Below are 20,971 nucleotides of genomic sequence, written 5' to 3' on the forward strand. Positions count from 1 at the left end.
TTCTATTTACTTTCAAAGAAAAATAAATATAAATTTGAATTTTATGCGAGAGTGCATCAATAAAAAAATAACAACATATTATTGTTACATTTAAATTGCGTAGAGCTTCGCAAAAATCAACTAGAATAGTTATTTTTATTTCTTATTATTGCCATACATTGTAAGATTATATGGCCATGAGGAAGAAGCTTCATGGAAATAATAAAGAAAAGATTGAGTGCTTTACATGAGGATGTTATTACTATTAATTTATTCTATAAAGATAAATAATATCAGACTAGAAAATAATTAATTGAGAAGCTTGTTTTAAGTATAGCGATCAATAGTGGTATATCGATATTGGTGGTAATAATGTCCGGTTACTGGCCTTTATTGAGTTTTCAATGGAGCATTGTTACATTAAACACATCGTATCCCACACAGAATACGACAAGTTAACCGACTACTACCGGAGAAACAGAGAATGATAAATTTTGCAGTCGTTCAGTATTGTGTAAGCCTTGTAGTCTTCAATAATAGAAAGTGTCTGGTAGGCTGTTTTAGTAATTTTAGCTTTATATATACCCTATGGATTTCAAGATGCATCGCGACGGCAAAGGAACGAATCCCCGGGAGCATAGATAACGATGTGACCGGGATGAGTGAGTGCAGCCAACAAAGAGGCAACTTGAAAGATAACGGGTATATCACGCCCGACGTTCCTTGAGCCTACGAAGTGCTTCTTCAAGTGTCATTTTTCTACCTTCTATAATGTCTTTCTTAGACAGCATGGCGATTTTAAGCAACGCTATGGCCTGCTGCTCTGCGTTTATATCAGCCTGATCTTTCTCACGTTCCAATTCAGATATCCCATTTTTCATGATAAACATCCTATGCTCCAAATACTCTGAGTTGCCAAGTAGATCTCTGCCTTTTTTCTCTACTTCTGCATGTCTGTGTTTATATCATCAAAATTAAAAGGGAGACAATTTACACTCAATAGTCTCCCTCCAAATTATTGCTAATAACCAAACAACTAAATAGCAACCGGTGCCTTTATTCCTGGGTGCGGGTCATAATCGACTATTTCAAAGTCATCAAATTTATAATCAAAAAGTGATTCCGGTTTACGCTTTATCACCAATTTTGGCAATGAACGCGGTTCACGACTGAGTTGTAATTTTGTCTGCTCCATATGGTTGCTATAAAGATGGGTGTCACCACCAGTCCAGACAAAATCGCCCACTTCCAGATCACACTGTTGCGCCATCATATGAACTAGCAATGCATAGCTCGCAATATTGAACGGTAAACCAAGGAATACGTCACAGGAACGCTGGTAAAGCTGACAGGAAAGTTTGCCATCCGCAACATAAAACTGGAAGAAAGCGTGACATGGCGCTAATGCCATTTTATCCAGTTCACCAACGTTCCAAGCCGAAACAATGATCCTACGTGAATCTGGATCGCTTTTAAGCTGCTCCAGTACGGTTTTCAATTGGTCAATCTGGCGGCCATCTGTGGTGCCCCATGCACGCCATTGTTTACCATATACCGGCCCCAAATCACCGTTTTTATCCGCCCATTCATCCCAAATAGTCACCCCATTTTCATGCAGATATTTAGTATTGGTATCACCATTCAGGAACCAAAGAAGCTCATGAATAATTGAACGAATATGGCAACGTTTAGTTGTAACTAACGGGAAACCATCCTGCAAATTGAAACGCATCTGATGCCCGAAAATGGAGAGAGTTCCCGTTCCGGTGCGGTCTGCCTTCGGAGTGCCCTCTGCAAGCACTCTTGTCATTAAATCCAGATACTGTTTCATTTTACCTCTTGTACCTTATTACCTTGGTGTTTGTATGCCCATATCATCATTAATATTCCCGCCAGGATCATTGGGATAGAAAGAATTTGTCCCATGCTGATCCCGTCGAATAAACCCAATTGCGCATCCGGTTGGCGGAAAAATTCGACTATTACCCGGAAAATACCGTAACCAATTAAGAATAAACCAGAAACACTGCCCATCGGCCGAGGTTTACGGATATATAAATTTAAAATAATGAACAGAACGATCCCTTCCAACGCCATTTCATAAAGCTGTGAAGGGTGACGTGGCAAAACACCATATTGTTCAAGTACCGATAGCAATGAAGGGTCCGTTGCAGCCAGTGCGATATCTTCACCACGGGAGCTTGGGAACAACATCGCCCACGGCGTATCCAATGTGACACGTCCCCATAACTCGCCGTTAATAAAATTACCAATTCTCCCCATGCCTAAGCCAAAAGGGACTAACGGCGCAATGAAGTCAGCAACTTGTAAGAAATGGCGTTTCGTTCTGCGACCAAACCACCACATTGCACAGATAACCCCCATCAAACCACCGTGGAAAGACATTCCACCGTCCCAAACTTTAAACAAATAAAGCGGGTTGTCGAGAAAGGCAGGGAAATTATAAAACAGGACGTAGCCCAGACGACCTCCAACAAATACGCCAACAAACCCTGCATAAAGCAAGTTCTCTACTTCGTTTTTTGCCCAGCCGCTATTGGGTTTTGCTGCCCTACGTGTCGCAAGCCACATGGCGAATATAAACCCTACCAGGTACATGAAACCATACCAATGGAGGGCTATTGGACCTATTGAAAAAATGACCGGGTCAATATTAGGAAATGCCAGGTAGCTGTTACTCATCTTTCCCCACTTAATATTTAACATTAATGCCCTAAGGCAAGTGATTGAGAATCATAGCACAGGCCATTAAACGGATTAAATGCTGCCTCTGACCAAACCGCCAACCCCATGCTGCTCCATAAACGTTGCTGACAACTCCTTTATTCTTAGACTGGTTTCAGCTTGTAGTATCTCGGCCATTAATTTTTCAACCTGAGCCAACTCCAGATGACGCAATAAATACTTAATCCTTGGCACACTACAACCACTCATACTCAGGCTACGATAGCCAAGACCAATCAATAATAACGCTCCCATCGGGGTTCCTGCCATTTCACCACAAATACTAATCGCAAGACCTGCCCGCTGGCTATTTTCAAATACCAGTTTTAATGCCCGAATTACCGCCGGATGCAAGCAATCATAAAGAGAAGCGACGTGAGTGTTATTCCGATCCACTGCCAATAGATATTGTGTTAGGTCATTGGTGCCAATAGACACAAAATCGATTCTGTTTTTAAGTTGTGGCAACAGAAAAATCATCGAAGGAACCTCGATCATGACACCGAGCTGAGGCATCGGTATTTGGCGCGCCAGCATTTGCTCGACTTCCTCTGTCGCTCTGTCTAACAATCGCTTAGCTTCATCAATTTCTTCCACACTCGTTACCATTGGCAGCAGGATTTTCAGATTACCCGTATCAGCGTTAGCTCTGAGCATTGCCCTAAGCTGAATAAGAAAAATCTCCGGTTGATCCAGCGTCACCCGTATACCACGCCATCCCAAACAAGGATTATCTTCGCTAATCGGCATATAAGGCAGTTGTTTATCCGCACCAATATCAAGTGTACGTAATACCACCGGTTTATCGGGAAATAATTGCAACATCTCATGATAACGCGCTTTTTGTTCATCTTCTGACGGGAAACCACAATGCAGCATAAAGGGTATTTCGGTGCGATAGAGTCCAACACCATCAATACTATTACTGATCTGTAACTCATATTTCAGGCTCAAACCCGCATTAAGCTGAACCAAAATGCGCTCACCACTTTTAAGCCGCGCTTCCTGATCAACATCTCCCTCAGCCAGTTTGCTAAGCGCTTTTTCTTCTTCGATAATCTGTCTATATTCCTGTGAAATCAGTGGTTCAGGTTCAATAAAAACTTCTCCACGGAAACCATCAAGAATCAGCATACGATTGTGCAGGAGTTCCGGCTGGATATCTGCCCCCATAATGGCCGGAATACCCATTGCTCGAACTAATATGGCCGAATGTGAATGGGTAGCGCCATCACGAACAATAACCCCGGCTAATCTTTCCTGCGGCATTTCTGCCAATAGGTTGGCACTCAGTTCATCTGCAACCAGAATAAACCATTCAGGCCACTGATGGCTGGCAGTCAGTGAATCATCAAGATGAAATAATAATCGCTGCCCAAGCGCCCGTAGATCTGATGCCCTTTCCCGCATATAAGCATCCTGCAAACTGGCAAATTGTTCTGCGTATTTCTCAATAACTTGTTTAACCGCCCATTGCGCCACAGATCCCTGTTCAACGCAGGAGAACAGATCTTGTTTCAACTGAGGATCATTCAAAAGGTAGGAATAAAGATTAAAAATCGCGGCACTCTCTTTTTGAGAGCCCGCGGTAAAACGTTTACTGAGCCGACGACATTCTGCTGTTGCATCTTCAAGCGCCTGAATTAAACGAGAACGTTCTGCTGCATGATCAAGGGTTGAAGCTTCAAAAATTTGGTCAAGCGAGGGTTGGGAGCAATCCTGCCATCCCTGAGCCATCACGATGCCATTGGAAATTGCCAGCGCTTTAATTCTGGTTTGCCGATACTGACCAAACAAACCCTTAGTCTGAGCTTGAGCAAGGATCACCGCCAGTTGTGTCGCAAGCGTCACCATAAAGGACTCTTCGGTTTCACTAAACAAGCGTTGTTCCTGCTGCTGAACGACTAAAACACCTTGCAACTGGCGACGATAGACCACCGGAACGCCCAAAAAAGCGCGAAAGCTATCCTCTTTAACTTGAGGCAAATATTTGAAACTTGGATGGCTGCGGATATCAGCCAGATTAATCAGTTCAGACAATTGACCAACTTGTCCAACGACTCCCTCGCCAAAAGCCAAACTGACAGCCCTTCCCCGGGGTTTCCTCAACCCTCGGGTTGCCATCAGGTAATAACACCGCCGTTGATGATCAGCAAGATAGATAGAACAGACATCCGTGTTCATCGCCAGACAGGTCTCGTTCACCAATAGCTCAAGCGCTTCGGCCAGATTAGTCGCCATAGCAACTTTTTCAACAATTTCCCGTAAGCGCATGAGCATAGAACTCACCTAACTTCTTTTGCGACGATAAGAATACGAAGAACGTGGCAGAGATGAGCTTTCCTGCATTGGCATTACAACCGAAGCAAACTCTTTCATCACGCGCCGATAAACATCACGCTTAAAAGAGACAACCTGCCGGACAGGATACCAATAGCTGACCCAACGCCAACCATCGAACTCCGGGGTATTACTGTGTTGCACATTAATATCTTCTTCATTACAGAGCAGTTGTAATAAAAACCACCGCTGTTTTTGACCGATACAGACAGGTCGTGTATCCCAACGCACCAAACGCTTGGGTAATTTGTAACGTAACCAATTACGAGTAGAGGCCAAAATGCGTACATCTTTCCGACCTAAACCCACCTCTTCATACAGTTCCCGGTACATAGCCTGTTCTGGTGATTCCCCCGGATTAATGCCCCCTTGAGGAAATTGCCAGGAATGCTGCCCATAACGCCGAGCCCACAAAACCTGGCCTTGCCGATTACAAATTACAATTCCTACATTCGGGCGGTAGCCATCATCATCGATCACCAGACTACCTCGATAAACTAAATTTGAAAGATGACTAATTGTTTCACACTACCCTCAAGTGGTAAACCTCTATCATTGGACTTTGCAGTCGCTAGCTAAATCTCTACAATAGCGCCATCTCAACGGGGTGCTGGCTGTTTAAAACAGCCTTGCTGAGAGTAAACCCGCCGAACCTGATCCGGCTAAATACCGGCGTAGGGATTTGAGCTGCTAACTATTTCACAGACATTATCTTGCCGTTTAGCGCTTCCTCAAATCCTTTGCCAATCCTCATTAATGTAAGGAGAGCAAAGTGTTCAAGACGTTATTTTCCAAATTAATCGTACTGACGGCCCTATCAGCCTCTATGTTGCTATTGAGTCAGGTTGTACAGGCCAAGCCGGTATTAACAATCTATACCTATGATTCTTTTGCCGCAGAATGGGGACCCGGGCCCGCAATTAAAAAAGCGTTTGAAGCTGAATGTGATTGCGAACTGAAATTGATTGCTCTGGAAGATGGTGTTTCTTTGCTCAATCGCCTAAGAATGGAAGGTAAACGTACTGCTGCGGATATTATTCTTGGATTGGATAACAACTTAATTCAAGCGGCTCAACAAACGGGGCTGTTCACTGACAGTCAAGTGGATATCAGCAAGCTGGCATTGCCGATATCATGGCACAACCAGATATTCATTCCTTATGACTATGGCTATTTTGCCTTCATTTATAACAAAAAGAGTTTGCCAAACCCGCCAAAAAGCATGGATGAGCTGATCAATAGCGATAATAACTGGAAAGTGATCTATCAAGATCCTCGCACCAGCACACCGGGGCAAGGTTTGCTATTATGGATGCAAAAGATTTATGGTGATGATGCCCCACAAGCCTGGCAAAAACTGGCAAAGAAAACACTAACTGTTACCAAAGGTTGGAGCGAAGCTTATGGTCTGTTCCTGAAAGGAGAAGGCGATATGGTGTTGAGCTACACCTCTTCACCGGGCTACCATCTCTTATCTGAGAAGAAAGACGATTATGCTGCGGCTACCTTCAACGAAGGTCATTACCTGCAAGTGGAAGTGGCTGCACAACTAGCCTCCAGCAAGCAGCCGGAGCTTGCCCAGAAATTTATGCAGTTTATGTTGACTCCAGCTTTCCAACAGGAAATTCCAACCACTAACTGGATGTATCCGGTCATTGATATTCCACTTCCAGAAGTATATTCACAGCTTTCAATACCTGAAAAATCACTGCAATATCCCGCAGAAGAAGTCGCAAAATACCGTAACCAATGGATTCGTGCATGGCAAAGCGCTGTCAGCCGCTGATAGCCGGATGGCTGTTGCCGGGGGCTCTTGCCTCCGGTCTTTTACTATTGATCGCCTTACTAGCGTTCGGTGCGCTCTGGTTTAATGCACCTGAACGTAACTGGTCTTTACTGGCAGAAGATAGCTATCTGTGGCATGTGGTGCGTTTTACCTTCTGGCAGGCTTTCTTGTCGGCACTGTTTTCTGTTATCCCGGCTATTTTCCTTGCCAGGGCCCTCTATCGCCGTCATTTTCCAGGCCGAATCCTATTTCTTCGCCTATGTGCTATGACGCTGGTTTTGCCTGTATTAGTCGCTCTGTTCGGCATTCTGACGGTTTATGGCAGAGCCGGCTGGCTGGCTCAGTTCTGCGAATGGATCGGCATCAATTACCGTTTTACCCCTTATGGTTTACCAGGAATTTTGTTGGCGCATATCTTCTTTAATATGCCGCTAGCAACACGGCTTCTACTGCAATCATTGGAAAATATCGCGGTGGAACAACGGCAATTAGCAGCGCAGCTAGGTATGAATGAATGGCAACATTTCCGTTTTGTTGAATGGCCTTATCTACGCCGCCAGATCCTACCCACTGGCGCACTGATTTTTATGCTCTGTTTCGCCAGTTTTGCTACCGTGCTGGCATTAGGCGGCGGGCCTGCTGCAACAACTGTCGAATTGGCAATCTATCAGGCGTTAAGCTATGACTACGATCTCAACCGCGCCGCGTTACTGGCGTTGATTCAGATTATCTGCTGCCTAGGCCTTGTGCTCCTCAGTCAGAAACTTAACAGTGCTTTATCTGTTGGCTACAGCAATCAACAACAATGGCGTAATCCACAGGATACTTTGTTGAGAAAAATCTGCGACAGTCTGTTAATTACCGCAGCATTATTACTACTCGTGCCGCCATTATTGGCGGTTATCGTGGATGGCCTTAACAGCGGGTTGCTTAACGTATTACGCCAACCTGCATTGTGGCAGGCATTTATCACCTCAGTGGTGATTGCTTTAGGTGCAGGGTTACTGTGTATTTTATTCACCATGATGCTGCTGTGGAGCAGCCGCGAGCTATTCTTGCGTTATTCCCCCCGTTGGGGCCAAGCAATGGAAATGAGTGGTTTGTTGATCCTCTCTATGCCCGGCATTGTATTGGCAACAGGATTCTTTCTGTTGCTCAACGATACCGTTGGTCTGCCCCGTTCACCCTATGGTTTAGTGATTTTAACCAACGCACTGATGGCAATTCCCTATGCACTGAAAGTTCTGGATAATCCAATGAAAGATCTGGCGGCCCGCTACAATCCACTGTGTCGCTCCCTGAATATTCAAGGTATTAACCGACTGCGCTGGATTGAACTAAAAGCACTGAAAGTTCCGCTGGCACAAGCGCTGGCCTTTGCTTGTGTCCTGTCCATTGGAGATTTTGGTGTTGTAGCGCTGTTTGGTAATGAAGATTTCCGTACCCTGCCCTTCTATCTCTACCAACAAATCGGGGCTTACCGTAGTCAGGATGGCGCGATCACTGCTTTATTACTGTTATTGTTATGCTTTACGCTGTTTAGTTTACTTGAACGCTTACCGAGACCACGTAATGCTTAAACTTGAGAATCTGACTTACCGCTATGAACATCTGGTGATGCGCTTTGACTTGCAAATTCAGGCCGGGGAACGTATCGCAATCCTGGGTCCCAGTGGCGCAGGTAAAAGTACGCTCCTGAACTTGATCGCCGGTTTTCAAACAGCAGAAAAAGGCTCCCTATGGCTGAACGGGGGAAATCATACCAGTACGTCACCGGCTCAACGCCCGGTTTCCATGTTGTTTCAAGAAAACAACCTTTTTTCTCATCTGACAATTGAGCAGAATATTGGGCTAGGCTCACATCCGGGGTTACGCCTTAATAGCACGCAGAAACAGACATTACAGCAAATAGTCTCCCAAGTTTCGTTGGAAGATTGCCTTACCCGCCTGCCTGCTCAACTTTCTGGTGGACAACGACAGAGGGCGGCATTAGCCCGTTGTCTGGTTCGTCAGCAACCAATCTTATTACTTGATGAGCCTTTTTCTGCTCTTGATCCGGCTCTACGTAATGAAATGCTAGTATTGCTGGAACAAGTTTGCCATGAACGCCAACTTACATTACTGATGGTTTCGCATAATCTGGATGATGCCGCTCGTATAGCTGATCGTGCTTTATTAATTGTTGATGGCAATATTCATTATGACGGTTCAACAAATGCACTGGTTGCCGGTACTGTTTCTGAGGCGGCTATTTTGGGAAGGAAGGTTGACTCTCATTAGGCGTTATTAACTCCATCTCTATTAGAATAAATAGGAATAGGATATGGCTTGGTATTTCGATTATTTCCTTCTGTGACTAAGGTCTATATTTTAAAAATAAAATTGGATGGTATGAATCTTTTTTGTTATAAGTATTTTTTATGTGTTAATTTTTCATAAAGGATTTAATAATGTCTAATTTGATTTATGCGACCATAAAAGGAAAGAACCAAGGGTTAATTTCAGCAGGCTGTTCTACTTTTGATTCTATTGGTAATAAATATCAAGAGAACCACAGGGATCAAATATTAGTTTACTCCGCTACACATTCTTTAACTCGCGTACAGCATGTAAGTCATCATCCTTTTAATATCATAAAACCTATCGATAAATCCTCTCCTTTACTTGGATTAGCAATTTCAAACAATGAAGAACTTCATATCCTGTTAGATTTTTATAGAACTTCATCAGAAGGTGCTCAAGAAAAATTTTATTCAATAGAATTAACAAAAGCAAAAATAAATGCTTTTAATACTAATTACCCTCACTCTTTAACTCATGCAGAAAATCAGCCAGAAGAGAGTATCTCTGTCATTTATCAAAATATAACGTGGAGTCATCACATTGCGGGTACTTCTGCTTATAGCATCAGAGATGATGAGGTTTATTAAGAATGAATAAATTGCGTGACAGGGTATTAAGTAATAATTTCTGTACATATGACCCAAGTTCCAAGCCATCTTTTAGGCGATGGGATGAAATAGATGCTTCAATTTATCTTCTTAATCAATTTATTCCAGGCTCAGTAAATTATCTGGATGGCTATAAAGATGCATATGTGAAATATAACAGAAACCTAATTTTAAAATATGCTCATATAGAACAAATCCCATCAAATCTTTTGGCTGGTGTTGCCAGAATAGAAGCGGGCGGTAAACCAGATATGTGGAAGTTAAACACTATTGCAATGAGGCAATGGCGTGAACAGGCTTTTAATCTTGATAAAACTCGCTCAAAAGGCTCAAATGAAACTTCTACGGGTATAGTTGCAATACAGATAAGACATGTAGCAGATATGATGGGTTTCGACTCAAATACATTAACAACAACAGACCAGTTAGAAATTGCAACTTGCCTTCAAATTGATGAATTTAATATTAAAATGGTTGCTCGTCATTTAAGAGATTTAATTCTCTATGATTATCCTAATGCAGATACCAAGAACTTAACAAAAGAACAATATATCATGGCTGGTTCTAGATATAACCGTGGTATAACAAGAGAAAAGAGAGATTTCATAAGAATAATGAACACTCCTCCTGAATTAAGCACTAATGATGAAAAAAAATGGATTTCTTACGGAGTAAGTATATATAAGCGGCTAGATTATTTAGATAATTTACTTAAAGGATAAAAAAAATGAAAATATCAGATATATTTACATTTTTTATGTTAAGTTTTTTATCCTTTGGATTAATTAACTCATTCGCTTTTCCTAGGGTTACAGACTTTTTTGACTTCAACTCAATTGATTGTGATATATGGCAATATGAAGATGGAGGTATTGATATAATCACTTCCATATTTATATTAATCCCACTTAGTCCTTTTTATATAGCCTGTTTTTACAAGTCATATGCTTTATTTAAAAACAATAAAATTAGATCAATAAGCTATTTTGTTTTTGCCTCCATTTTTATTCTTTATTGGTTCTATACTTACTACGCTAGATTTATGCTTTATTGCTAGACGGGATAAGCGTAATGATGTCTAACCTAGCGGTTTTATAAGTTTAACCCGCCTTTTAACTTTATTATAACCCCCATAAATAACTTAAACTTACAAGAACAAAAATAATATCTATACCCAATGGATTTCAAGATGCAGCGCGACGGCAAGGGAGCGAATCCCGGGAGCATAGATAACTATGTGACTGGGGTGAGTGAAAGCAGCCAACAAAGCAGCAGTTTGAAAGATAACGGGTATACATCACATCACGATATAGCGAGTTCAAACAACTGTACAAATAACCATTATCTAATGCTATATTTGTGGTCATTTTCAACAAATATAAGCGCCAGCCTCTATGATGCAACAGAATCATGCTGAACAAGGTTTTATACTGACACGCCACTGGCGGGACACGCCCTCAGGTATTGAGGTGAAATACTGGCTGGTGACAGATCAGGGGCCGCGTCATATAAAAATTCTTCACCAACAAGCTGTTGCTTTTATCCCGCAAGCCAATATGCCGCGGGTGGAAAAAATTCTGGCGCAAGAGCGCAGCTACCATCTCCGCTCACTCTCATTAAAAGATTTCAATCGCCAACCTGTTGCCGCACTTTATTGCCAGCAATATCGGCAGTTACAACGGATTGAGAAAGTGCTACAGCAACAGGAAATTCAGGTTTATGAAGCAGATATCCGTCCACCAGACAGATTTATGATGGAACGTTTTATCACTGCCCCCATCTGGTTCAGTCAGGCGCCTAATGGCAGTTATCAAATGAAACCCAACCCGACTTATCGCCCAACACTGAAATGGGTATCCCTAGATATTGAAACCAGCCAGCATGGAGAACTTTATTCCATTGGATTAGCAGGATGTGATCAGCAAAAAGTATTTATGCTTGGCCCTGCTAACGGTAATGAACACCCGGTAAATTTTGATTTGGAATATGTAGCAAGTCGTCCGCAAATGCTGGAAAGACTCAACGAGTGGCTGGAAAAATATGACCCTGACGCCATTATTGGCTGGAACCTGATTCAGTTCGATCTACGAATTTTACAAAAACATGCTGAACGCTACGGTGTCCCGCTGAAATTTGGACGTGCCGGAGGGTTACTGGAATGGCGGGAGCACGGCTTTAAACCGGGGCACTTTTTCGCTTCCACCACCGGCCGGTTAATTATTGATGGTATTGAAGCACTGAAAACCGCTACCTGGAATTTTCCTTCTTTTAGTCTGGAATATGTAGCACAGGAACTATTAGGCGAAGGTAAAGCCATTGATACACCCTATCAGCGCATGGATGAGATTGACCGCCGTTTCCAGCAGGATAAACCCGCGCTAGCGCAATATAATCTGCAAGACTGTATTCTGGTAAACCGGATTTTCGATAAAACCCACTTAATGGAATTCTTGCTAGAAAGAGCAACAGTTACCGGTCTCGCGGTAGATCGCAGTGGTGGTTCAGTAACGGCTTTCACCCATCTTTATATGCCAAGAATGCACCGCATCGGCTATGTCGCACCCAATACAGGCGTAAGATCAGGAGAGAATAGCCCTGGCGGTTTCGTGATGGATTCTCTCCCCGGTTTGTATGATTCAGTGCTGGTACTGGATTATAAGAGCCTGTATCCCGCCATTATCCGCACTTTTCTTATCGATCCTGTCGGCATGGTGGAAGGGCTAGCACAACCGGATAATCAACATGCAGTTCCCGGTTTTTGTAATGCCGTCTTTTCCCGTACTCAACACTGTCTGCCCGATATTGTGACGCAAATCTGGCACGAACGAGACGAAGCCAAAAAACAACATAACGCCCCATTGTCACAAGCATTGAAGATCATCATGAACGCTTTCTACGGTGTTCTTGGGGCGGAGGGCTGCCGTTTCTTCGACCCGCGTCTGACGTCTTCTATTACTATGCGCGGCCATGAAATTATGCTCCAGACCAGAAAGCTGATTGAATCCCAAGGCTATCAAGTTATCTACGGAGACACCGATTCCATCTTTATATGCCTGAAACAGGCACACACAGAAGAGGTTGCCCTTAGCATCGGTAAAAAATTGGCGCAGTCAGTTAACCAATGGTGGCAAAAGCACCTGCAAGAACATTTTGGACTCAAAAGCGCCCTGGAGTTGGAATTTGAAACTCACTATCGCCGTTTTCTGATGCCAACCATCCGTGGCGCTGAACAAGGCAGCAAAAAACGCTATGCCGGCCTGAGTGGTGATCGTATGGTCTATAAAGGTCTGGAAACAGTACGCACTGACTGGACGCCTCTGGCGCAGGATTTCCAGAAGCAATTGTATTCACTGATTTTTCATAATAAGCCTTATCAAGAATTTATCCGCCGCTACATTTCCAGTACCCTGGAAGGAAAATTTGATGATAAACTAACCTACCGTAAAAGATTAGGCCGTAAACTGTCTGACTATCAGCACAATGTACCGCCACATGTAAGGGCAGCAAGGCTAGCAGATGAATATAATCTGCAACATAACCGACCTTTGCAGTACCAAAATGGTGGCTGGATAAGCTATGTCATGACACAATCCGGGCCAGAACCACTGGAAAATCTGCATTCATCACCGGACTATGATCACTATATCAATAAGCAGCTTCAGCCTATCGCTGATGCTATTCTGCCGTTTTTACAGGATGATTTTACAACTTTACTCACCGGACAGATGGTAATGCCTTTTGGCTGATGACTATTTTTTGCAGGTGACGACTGGCTTTGCTTCCATTAACATATCGCCCCTTTGACGAGTGATAAGGGAATTAACGGGGTGTCTTGCTGTCTGCCCATTATCCCCGTTAGACCAAATAAAAAGCTGTCGTCCTCCACTTATAAATAACATTATCTAACAGAAACTGAGTTAAAATTTATGCCATTTACCCTCGGTCAACGCTGGATCAGCGATACAGAAAGCGAACTTGGATTAGGAACCGTTGTTGCACTGGACGCACGAATGGTCACTTTGCTCTTTCCTGCCAGCGGCGAAAACCGCCTCTATGCACGCAATGATTCTCCTATTACCCGTGTTATGTTTAACTCGGGGGATGTTGTCACCAGCCACGAAGGCTGGCAACTCAAAGTGGATGAAGTCCAACTAGAAAATGGCCTGCTGATTTATACAGGCACACGGCTTGATACTCTGGAAGAAAATATCAGTCTGCGCGAAGTACTCCTCGACAGTAAACTTACCTTCAACAAACCACAGGATCGCCTGTTTGCTGGTCAAATTGACCGCATGGACCGCTTCGCCTTGCGTTTTCGCGCCCGTAAATATCAAAGCGAACAATTTAAACTGGCTGAAAGCGGTTTGCGGGGTATCCGCGCAAGCCTGATCCCTCATCAACTTCATATCGCTAATGAAGTCGGCAAACGCTACGCGCCAAGGGTTCTGTTGGCTGATGAAGTCGGTTTGGGTAAAACCATCGAAGCCGGGATGATCATCCACCAGCAATTGCTGGCCGGTCGTGCTGAACGTGTTCTGGTGATTGTGCCAGAGAGCCTTCAACATCAATGGCTGGTAGAAATGCTACGCCGTTTCAATCTGCGCTTTGCCTTGTTTGACGATAGCCGCTATACCGAAGCACGACACGATAGTGATAATCCATTTGAAACAGAACAATTGGTACTCTGTTCACTGGATTTTGTCCGCCGTAACAAACAACGTTTTGAGCATATGCTTGAAGCCCACTGGGATCTGATGGTGGTGGATGAAGCTCACCATCTGGCCTGGAGCGAGGATGCGCCTAGCCGTGAATATCAGGTTGTCGAACAGTTATCTGAACAAATCCCCGGCGTATTGCTATTGACTGCAACACCAGAACAGCTAGGGCAGGAAAGCCATTTTGCCCGTCTACGCCTCCTTGATCCAAACCGTTTCCACGATTATCAAGCTTTTATTGACGAACAACAAAAATACCGTCCAGTTGCCGATGCTGTCACACTGCTGTTATCCGGTGAACAACTCAATAATAATCAATTAAACCTAATGGGTGAGTTGATTAGTGAACAGGATATTGAGCCTCTGCTGAAAGCCGCTAATAGTAATAGTGATGAAAGTGAAACGGCACGCCGTGAACTCATTTCCATGTTGATGGATCGTCACGGCACCAGCCGTATTCTGTTCCGTAATACCCGTAATGGCGTGAAAGGCTTCCCCCATCGGGAACTGCACCAGATAAGGTTGCCTCTGCCATCCCAATATCAGACCGCCATTAAAGTCTCCGATATTATGGGCGCTAAAAAATCGCTGGAAGCACGCGCATGGGATATGCTCTACCCAGAACAAATTTATCAAGAATTTGAAGGCGAAAATGCTACCTGGTGGCACTTTGATCCCCGCGTAGAGTGGCTACTCGGTTTTCTGATGGCTAATCGTCATGAAAAAGTGCTGGTAATTTGTGCGAAAGCAACCACCGCTCTGCAATTGGAACAAGTACTACGTGAGCGCGAAGGGATTCGTGGCGCTGTTTTCCATGAAGGCCTATCACTGATTGAACGTGATCGCGCCGCAGCCTATTTTGCTTCCGAAGAAGAAGGGGCTCAGGTATTACTGTGCTCCGAAATTGGCTCAGAAGGCCGCAACTTCCAGTTCGCTAATCAATTAGTGATGTTTGATTTGCCATTCAATCCGGATTTATTGGAACAGCGCATCGGACGTTTGGATCGTATCGGCCAAAGCCGTGATATCCAGATTAGTGTGCCTTATCTGGAAAATACTGCTCAAGCAGTCCTGATTCGTTGGTATCACGAAGGTCTGGACGCATTCGAGCATACCTGTCCAACCGGTCGTACCATTTACGATCACTATTATGAAACTCTGCTGAACTATCTTGCCAAACCCAATAGCCAAGAAAAATTTGGTGAATTTATTGATCAGTGCCGCCAACAACATGAGCAACTCAAGCAGCAATTGGAGCAAGGCCGTGACCGGCTGCTGGAAATGAACTCCAATGGCGGCGAACATGGTTTGCGGCTGGCAGAAAAAATTTCAGAGTATGATAATGATACTGATCTGGTGAATTTCTCTCTCAACTTATTTGATATCGTTGGTATCAATCAGGAAGATCGCAATGACAACATGATAGTGCTGACACCATCCGATCATATGCTGGTCCCTGATTTCCCTGGGTTACCAAAAGATGGTTGTACTATCACCTTTAATCGTGAACAGTCACTGTCCCGCGAAGATGCCCAGTTTATCAGTTGGGAGCACCCAATTATCCGTAATGGGTTGGATCTTATCCTTTCCGGCGATACGGGTAGCTGTGCGGTATCCCTTTTGAAAAATAAAGCATTACCTGTCGGAACCCTGCTAGTAGAGTTGATCTATGTCGTTGAAGCTCAAGCCCCGAAACACCTGCAATTGACCCGTTTCCTTCCACCAACGCCATTGCGGATACTGATGGATCTGAAAGGCAATAATCTGGCTGGTCAGGTGGAGTTTGAAAGCTTTAACCGCCAACTTAATGCAGTGAATCGTCATACTGCAAGTAAACTGGTCAATGCGGTACAAAAAGAAGTCCACGCTATTTTGCAACAGGCCGAAGGTTTAGTAGAAACTCAAGCTCAATCATTGATTGAACAAGCGAAACAGCAAGCAGATGAAAATCTCACTGCTGAACTTTCCCGTTTGGAAGCATTGAAGGCCGTTAATCCAAATATTCGTGATGATGAATTGGAAGCCATTGAATCCAATCGCCAACAGTTACTGCTTAACTTAAATCAGGCTGGCTGGCGTCTGGATGCTATTCGCCTTGTTGTCGTTACGCATCAGTAAATATTAGCAATACCCGGAGGCTGAACTGGGATGGGGTAAACTTTACTAAGAACCCTATTCCGAGCCTCCCCTAATATTCAGCTACCGGAGCCTCAATGGAAGCTTATAACCCTCCTACCGATCCTTGGTTACATGTGCTCTATCAGGATCAACATATCATCGTGGTCAATAAACCCAGCGGATTACTTTCTGTTCCCGGTCGGGCAGAAGAACATAAAGACAGTATTATGACGCGGATACAGCAACAGTTTCCAGCCGCAGAATCTGTCCACCGGCTAGATATGGCAACCAGCGGCGTAATGGTAGTTGCATTGACCAAAGACGCAGAGCGAGAATTGAAACGCCAGTTCCGTGAACGAGAGCCGGAAAAAACCTATATTGCACGGGTTTGGGGACGTCTGGAACCAAAAACTGGTCTTGTCGATTTACCGCTGATTTGCGACTGGCCGAATCGGCCAAAGCAGAAAGTGTGTTTTGAAACCGGGAAATCAGCTCAAACTGAATATGAAGTACTCGCTTACGAAGATGAGGCAACTCGAGTAAAACTCTCACCGATAACTGGTCGTTCACATCAGCTCAGAGTACATATGCTAGCACTTGAGCACCCGATTTTGGGAGATCGGTTTTACGCTCATCAGCAGGCAAGAACAATGGCGCCTCGCCTGCAATTACATGCACAAGAGCTATATATCACACATCCGGTCTATGGAACACCAATGCATTTTCAGTGTAAAGCCGATTTTTGATTAATAGACAAATACGGTAACCGAATCCAATGAAGCCAATACCAGACACAAGGCTAAGCCGCAACAAGCCAAAAGAACACGGATATTTGCCATTTTTTTCATTCCTCCTAAATTAAAACAAAATAAAACATAAAATATTCTAATATTTTAGAGAAATAAAAAATAAACTCAACAGCTATAGGGGATATTATTCCCCTATAAATTGAGTAACATTAGTAACATGTTTTTAAAAATAAAATAACAGGCTATTTAAAACCTTTCTCTTTTTTAATGAGATCATAAGCAGCCTGAATTGACTGGGCCTTTTGTTTAGCAATCTCCATCATTTCCGGTGGTAAACCTTTTGCTACCAGCTTATCCGGATGGTGTTCACTCATCAATCTACGATAGGCACGCTTAATTGTCGTCGCGTCATCCTTTTCACGCACACCTAACACCTTACAAGCATCCGCGAGTGTTGGCCCCTGCGCAGCCCTCTGATAACCGCCATACTGCCGTTGCTGCCATTCGCCTCCATCACCGAAACTACGGCCGCCTTCCATCATGGCAAGGAATTGTTCAAATTGGTTACGAGAGATTCCAAGTTCATCAGCAATAATAAACAGCACTTTCCTCTCATTCGGATGCAACTGACCATCAGAAAATGCAGCCTGTAATTGGATCTCCAAAAACATGCGAATTAAGTCAGACCGGCCAAAACAGGCGCGACGCAATTGTCTTAGTGTCTCACGCAAAGGAAAATTGGACTCTTTACCTTCACGAAAAGCCTGCTGTGCTGCTATCCTGGCTTGTCCGTGAAGTTGCATTCGCTCCATTAACTGGCTCGCAAGCTGGATATCTGTTTCAGTCACCCGCCCTTTTGATTTAGTAATATGACCCATCACCTGGAAAGTACTACTGAAAAATAACAGTTGGCGAGACTGATTATTTGCAAAAAAACCTTGGTTTCTCCGTACACTGGCCCTATCAAGCATATGACCAATAAATAGACCAATAACAATACCCCAGAAGCCCGCTCCAGACACAACACCAAAGATCAGCCCAAGCAATTTTCCCCAATAATGCATATACTCCTCAATTCACCAATGCTCTGAGTGTAGTTTTGCATTATCATACTATTCATTCAGCTCCGTGCCTAACGGCAAGATAAGTAAAGGTATGACTTTACACTGGCGCATATTCATCGAGTGCGCTAGTCTCTTGAGGTTTGCCCGGCATAATGCCACTGATGACGGAACCGCATAAATATCTATGAAGAAATGTTATCCAACTTTGCTGGCCACAACGGTATGGGCCGCACTTTATGGTCAGCATGCACATGCTGATCTCGCAGCACAGTGTATGCTGGGTATACCTGTTTATGATCAACCAATAATTAATGGCGAGCTCAATCAACTCCCTATCAATATCCTGGCAGATGATTCACAAGCAGATTATCCACGTTCCGCTAAATTTATCGGTAATGTCAATATTAAACAGGGTAATAAGACCCTGACCGCAGATAAAGTACAACTTGATCAAACAGAAGATGAAGTTCCGTTAAGAACCGTGACTGCAACGGGTAATGTTCATTATGATGATCCTCAAATTATTCTAAAAGGTCCACGCGCCTGGTCCAATTTAAATAATAAAGATACCGATATGTATCAGGGTGATTATCAGATGGTTGGGCGTCAAGGACGCGGCACCGCAGATAAAATGAAACTGCGTGGTGAAAACCGTTATGCCATTCTGGATAATGGTACTTTTACTTCCTGCCTGCCTGGTAATGATAGCTGGAGCGTTGTCGGCTCCGAAGTCATTCTCGATCGCGAAGAAGAAGTGGCCGAAATATGGAATGCCCGTTTTAGAATGGCTAACGTTCCAGTATTTTATAGTCCGTATCTTCAATTACCGATCGGTAATAAACGCCGTTCCGGTTTTCTTATTCCTAACGCCAGCTATTCCAAAAAAGGCGGTTTTGAATTTCTGCTACCTTATTACTGGAATATCGCACCGAATTATGATGCTACGATTACACCACACTATATCAGTCAGCGTGGTTTAAAACTGGATAATGAATTCCGTTACTTAACCAAAGCAGGCACAGGTACCCTGGCTCTCGATTGGCTGAATAACGACGAGCAGTATGTCAAAGACAAAAAGGCAAACACACGTACCGCCAGAGAAAGTGATAATCGCTGGTTATTCTATTGGAGACACAGTGGTGTGATGGATAGGGTATGGCGTTTTAATATCGACTATACCAAAGTCAGCGATCCCGAATATTTTTCTGATTTCAGCTCTCAATATGGTTCCACCACGGATGGCTATGCTACACAAAAATTCAGTCTGGGCTATGCTCAACAGAACTGGAATGCCACGCTATCAACCAAACAGTTCCAGATTTTCTCCAAAGATACCAGTAGAAAAGCTTACAGGGCTGAACCACAGTTAGATCTGAACTATTACAAAAACGATCTGGGGCCATTTGACCTTAAAGTCTATGGTCAGGCGGCAAAATTCACCAGTGTAGGTAAAAATAACCCGGAAGCCACCCGCTGGCATCTGGAACCTTCCATTAACCTGCCGCTCTCTAATGGCTGGGCCAGTATGAATAATGAAGTTAAGCTGATGGCGACTCATTATCAGCAGGATATTCCCAAGGCTCTTGAGAATGCTGAATATAAAGAATCTGTTAACCGGGTTCTGCCACAGTTCAAAAGCGAAGCCAAAATGGTGTTTGAGCGTTCAACGTACCTGAACAGCAATTACACCCAAACGCTGGAGCCGCAGGTTCAGTATCTGTATGTTCCATACAAAGACCAAGATAATATCAACAACTTCGACTCATCTTTACTACAAACTGACTATACCGGCCTGTTCCGTGACCGCTTTTATGGCGGCCTGGACCGTATCTCATCTGCCAATCAAGTGACTACCGGTCTCACTACCCGCCTTTATGATGAAGGTTTAGTTGAACGTTTTAACCTGTCATTAGGTCAAATCTATTACTTTGAACGTCCACGCACCGGTAAAGAGACCATGATCAACAGTAAAGATAGTACAGGTATGATGACTTGGGCAGGTGATAGTTACTGGAAAATTAATGATTCCTGGGGCTTGAAAGGGGGTATGCAATACGATACTCGCCTGAGCAGCGTAACAATGGGAAATGCAGTACTAGAATATCGCCGTGATGCAGACCGACTTGTGCAGTTGAACTATCGTTTTGTTGACAGAGATTATATCCAAGCTACAGCTAAGAGTGCTCCGGCTTTCCAACAAGGGATTTCTCAAGTCGGTCTGGTTGCAAGTTGGCCGTTAAGTGATCGCTGGGGTTTCGTCGGCGCTTACTACTACGATACCAAAAAACAGCAACCGGCAAGCCAGTTAGTGGGTTTGCAGTACAACACTTGTTGCTGGGCAGTTAACGTTGGCTATGAGCGTAAAATCGTTGGTTGGAAAGACAACAATAGCGAATATGACAACAAATGGTCATTTAACTTTGAACTTCGTGGCTTAAGCAACAATCATAGTCTGGGTAGCCAGAAAATGTTGAAGTCTGGCATCATGCCATACCAACGTGCATTCTGATGCTAATAACATTTT

The 20,971-nt window shown here is 43.8% G+C and carries 16 protein-coding genes and 1 riboswitch; of the genes, 10 read left to right on the plus strand and 6 right to left on the minus strand.

From position 1 onward, the window contains the following. Positions 1 to 338: 338 nt before the first annotated feature. Positions 339 to 467, plus strand: coding sequence for a type II toxin-antitoxin system HigB family toxin (locus TI10_RS23775; RefSeq protein ID WP_265378715.1), 129 nt, complete (start codon positions 339 to 341; stop codon positions 465 to 467). Between the two features lie 219 nt (positions 468 to 686). On the opposite strand, the gene TI10_RS12815 is transcribed toward TI10_RS23775, so the two are convergent. The 5 genes from TI10_RS12815 to rppH all read right to left on the minus strand — a co-directional run bounded on the left by TI10_RS12815 (position 687) and on the right by rppH (position 5,544). After that, on the minus strand, positions 687 to 869 hold the full coding sequence (locus TI10_RS12815; RefSeq protein ID WP_244161578.1) for a hypothetical protein: 183 nt from the start codon (positions 867 to 869) through the stop codon (positions 687 to 689). A gap of 146 nt (positions 870 to 1,015) precedes the next feature. Further along, positions 1,016 to 1,810, minus strand: coding sequence for a thymidylate synthase (gene thyA, locus TI10_RS12820; RefSeq protein ID WP_049583718.1), 795 nt, complete (start codon positions 1,808 to 1,810; stop codon positions 1,016 to 1,018). Next, positions 1,807 to 2,682 (minus strand): prolipoprotein diacylglyceryl transferase, encoded by an 876-nt coding sequence (lgt, locus tag TI10_RS12825; RefSeq protein WP_049583720.1) that lies wholly within the window; start codon positions 2,680 to 2,682, stop codon positions 1,807 to 1,809. The genes thyA and lgt overlap by 4 nt, the downstream gene beginning before the upstream one ends. A gap of 75 nt (positions 2,683 to 2,757) precedes the next feature. After that, a complete protein-coding gene (ptsP, locus tag TI10_RS12830) occupies positions 2,758 to 5,004 on the minus strand; it encodes a phosphoenolpyruvate--protein phosphotransferase (protein ID WP_049583721.1) in 2,247 nt (748 codons plus the stop codon). Between the two features lie 9 nt (positions 5,005 to 5,013). Further along, complete coding sequence (gene rppH / locus TI10_RS12835; protein WP_049583722.1) at positions 5,014 to 5,544, minus strand: RNA pyrophosphohydrolase; 531 nt, start codon at positions 5,542 to 5,544, stop codon at positions 5,014 to 5,016. Between the two features lie 113 nt (positions 5,545 to 5,657). Then, positions 5,658 to 5,763: riboswitch (TPP riboswitch) on the plus strand. Between the two features lie 73 nt (positions 5,764 to 5,836). On the opposite strand from rppH, the gene thiB reads away from it, so the two are divergent. From thiB to rluA, 8 genes are all read left to right on the plus strand, one after another. Further along, positions 5,837 to 6,850: a thiamine ABC transporter substrate binding subunit gene (gene thiB / locus TI10_RS12840; protein WP_049583724.1), complete on the plus strand. Its 1,014-nt coding sequence runs from the start codon at positions 5,837 to 5,839 to the stop codon at positions 6,848 to 6,850. Then, positions 6,826 to 8,430 (plus strand): thiamine/thiamine pyrophosphate ABC transporter permease ThiP, encoded by a 1,605-nt coding sequence (gene thiP / locus TI10_RS12845; protein ID WP_049583725.1) that lies wholly within the window; start codon positions 6,826 to 6,828, stop codon positions 8,428 to 8,430. The genes thiB and thiP overlap by 25 nt, the downstream gene beginning before the upstream one ends. After that, positions 8,423 to 9,130: a thiamine ABC transporter ATP-binding protein ThiQ gene (gene thiQ, locus TI10_RS12850; protein ID WP_049583726.1), complete on the plus strand. Its 708-nt coding sequence runs from the start codon at positions 8,423 to 8,425 to the stop codon at positions 9,128 to 9,130. Before thiP ends, thiQ begins: the two co-directional genes overlap by 8 nt. A 170-nt stretch (positions 9,131 to 9,300) precedes the next feature. Beyond that, positions 9,301 to 9,780 (plus strand): Hcp family type VI secretion system effector, encoded by a 480-nt coding sequence (locus TI10_RS12855; RefSeq protein ID WP_036776964.1) that lies wholly within the window; start codon positions 9,301 to 9,303, stop codon positions 9,778 to 9,780. Between the two features lie 2 nt (positions 9,781 to 9,782). Continuing rightward, positions 9,783 to 10,523 (plus strand): hypothetical protein, encoded by a 741-nt coding sequence (locus tag TI10_RS12860; RefSeq protein ID WP_049583727.1) that lies wholly within the window; start codon positions 9,783 to 9,785, stop codon positions 10,521 to 10,523. Between the two features lie 675 nt (positions 10,524 to 11,198). Then, positions 11,199 to 13,547 (plus strand): DNA polymerase II, encoded by a 2,349-nt coding sequence (locus TI10_RS12870; protein ID WP_049583817.1) that lies wholly within the window; start codon positions 11,199 to 11,201, stop codon positions 13,545 to 13,547. A gap of 180 nt (positions 13,548 to 13,727) precedes the next feature. Beyond that, a complete protein-coding gene (gene rapA / locus TI10_RS12875; protein WP_049583729.1) occupies positions 13,728 to 16,634 on the plus strand; it encodes an RNA polymerase-associated protein RapA in 2,907 nt (968 codons plus the stop codon). Positions 16,635 to 16,729: 95 nt separating this feature from the next. Continuing rightward, positions 16,730 to 17,380 carry a bifunctional tRNA pseudouridine(32) synthase/23S rRNA pseudouridine(746) synthase RluA gene (gene rluA, locus TI10_RS12880; protein WP_049583730.1) on the plus strand — a complete coding sequence of 217 codons (651 nt, stop codon included), beginning with the start codon at positions 16,730 to 16,732 and terminating at the stop codon, positions 17,378 to 17,380. Between the two features lie 245 nt (positions 17,381 to 17,625). Here the strand turns inward: rluA and djlA are convergent, their stop codons facing one another. Continuing rightward, the gene (gene djlA / locus TI10_RS12885; protein ID WP_049583731.1) at positions 17,626 to 18,447 is read right to left on the minus strand and encodes a co-chaperone DjlA; all 822 of its coding nucleotides are present in this window, start codon (positions 18,445 to 18,447) and stop codon (positions 17,626 to 17,628) included. Between the two features lie 184 nt (positions 18,448 to 18,631). Between djlA and lptD the strand changes: the two genes are divergently transcribed. Then, positions 18,632 to 20,956 (plus strand): LPS assembly protein LptD, encoded by a 2,325-nt coding sequence (gene lptD / locus TI10_RS12890; RefSeq protein WP_049583732.1) that lies wholly within the window; start codon positions 18,632 to 18,634, stop codon positions 20,954 to 20,956. Positions 20,957 to 20,971: the final 15 nt, after the last annotated feature.

Source organism: Photorhabdus luminescens subsp. luminescens (assembly GCF_001083805.1).
Taxonomy (GTDB): domain Bacteria; phylum Pseudomonadota; class Gammaproteobacteria; order Enterobacterales; family Enterobacteriaceae; genus Photorhabdus; species Photorhabdus luminescens.

Bases quoted from the DNA above. Each gene is read 5' to 3' on its own strand.
- TI10_RS12815 (WP_244161578.1), bottom strand. From the start codon at position 869: ATGTTTATCATGAAAAATGGGATATCTGAATTGGAACGTGAGAAAGAT.
- thyA (WP_049583718.1), bottom strand. From the start codon at position 1,810: ATGAAACAGTATCTGGATTTAATGACAAGAGTGCTTGCAGAGGGCACT.
- lgt (WP_049583720.1), bottom strand. From the start codon at position 2,682: ATGAGTAACAGCTACCTGGCATTTCCTAATATTGACCCGGTCATTTTT.
- ptsP (WP_049583721.1), bottom strand. From the start codon at position 5,004: ATGCTCATGCGCTTACGGGAAATTGTTGAAAAAGTTGCTATGGCGACT.
- thiP (WP_049583725.1), top strand. From the start codon at position 6,826: ATGGCAAAGCGCTGTCAGCCGCTGATAGCCGGATGGCTGTTGCCGGGG.
- thiQ (WP_049583726.1), top strand. From the start codon at position 8,423: ATGCTTAAACTTGAGAATCTGACTTACCGCTATGAACATCTGGTGATG.
- TI10_RS12855 (WP_036776964.1), top strand. From the start codon at position 9,301: ATGTCTAATTTGATTTATGCGACCATAAAAGGAAAGAACCAAGGGTTA.
- TI10_RS12860 (WP_049583727.1), top strand. From the start codon at position 9,783: ATGAATAAATTGCGTGACAGGGTATTAAGTAATAATTTCTGTACATAT.
- TI10_RS12870 (WP_049583817.1), top strand. From the start codon at position 11,199: ATGCAACAGAATCATGCTGAACAAGGTTTTATACTGACACGCCACTGG.
- rapA (WP_049583729.1), top strand. From the start codon at position 13,728: ATGCCATTTACCCTCGGTCAACGCTGGATCAGCGATACAGAAAGCGAA.
- rluA (WP_049583730.1), top strand. From the start codon at position 16,730: ATGGAAGCTTATAACCCTCCTACCGATCCTTGGTTACATGTGCTCTAT.
- djlA (WP_049583731.1), bottom strand. From the start codon at position 18,447: ATGCATTATTGGGGAAAATTGCTTGGGCTGATCTTTGGTGTTGTGTCT.
- lptD (WP_049583732.1), top strand. From the start codon at position 18,632: ATGAAGAAATGTTATCCAACTTTGCTGGCCACAACGGTATGGGCCGCA.